Origin of the sequence: Sinomonas mesophila (assembly GCF_001999765.1) — a bacterium.
GTDB lineage: Bacteria > Actinomycetota > Actinomycetes > Actinomycetales > Micrococcaceae > Sinomonas > Sinomonas mesophila.
Map to the genome: position 1 here is coordinate 1 of NZ_MTIC01000061.1, position 517 is coordinate 517.

At 67.7% G+C, this 517-nt stretch carries 1 protein-coding gene; it reads right to left on the minus strand.

Annotated features, from left to right (window positions below):
* The coding region (locus tag BV907_RS18090) for a CBM96 family carbohydrate-binding protein (RefSeq protein WP_139346880.1) at window positions 1-517 on the minus strand (517 nt) is incomplete at both ends.

Consider the following 517-nt stretch of genomic DNA (forward strand, 5'->3'; position numbering starts at 1 on the left):
GCCGGCCTCCTTGGAGTTGAGGTCCAGGCCGTCGCCGCTGCTGGTGTCCAGGCCCAGTGAGAGCTGTTGGCCGAGCTCACCGGTCAGGCCGCTGACTGTCAGCGGAATGCTGTAGCTGGTGTTGGTCGTTGTCGGGCCGGGGAGCGTGCCGATACTGGTGCCGAGCGCGGGACGGCTGCTGTACGTGATCCCGCCCTCGGTCCAGCTGTCGTCAGCGACCAGCTTGATGTTCTGCGTACCCGACGACCCGCTCCCGGCGCTGCGCAGCTGCAACGTCGCACTCTCCAGCGTCCTGCCCGCGTAGGCCGACAGGTCGAACTTCACGTAGGTGAGTTCCGCGGGGCTGTTGTCCACACCCAAGACGGTGCTGGTGCCGAAGTTCGTCCCCGACAGCCCAGTCCCGTTGGACACGTAGCTGTCAGCGGTGGGTGTGAGCGTGACGGTCTCCGGCGTGCCGCCGCCTGCGGGTGCGGTGGTGAAGGTCCAGGTCCTGTCCGTTGCCAGGGCGTTGCCGGCA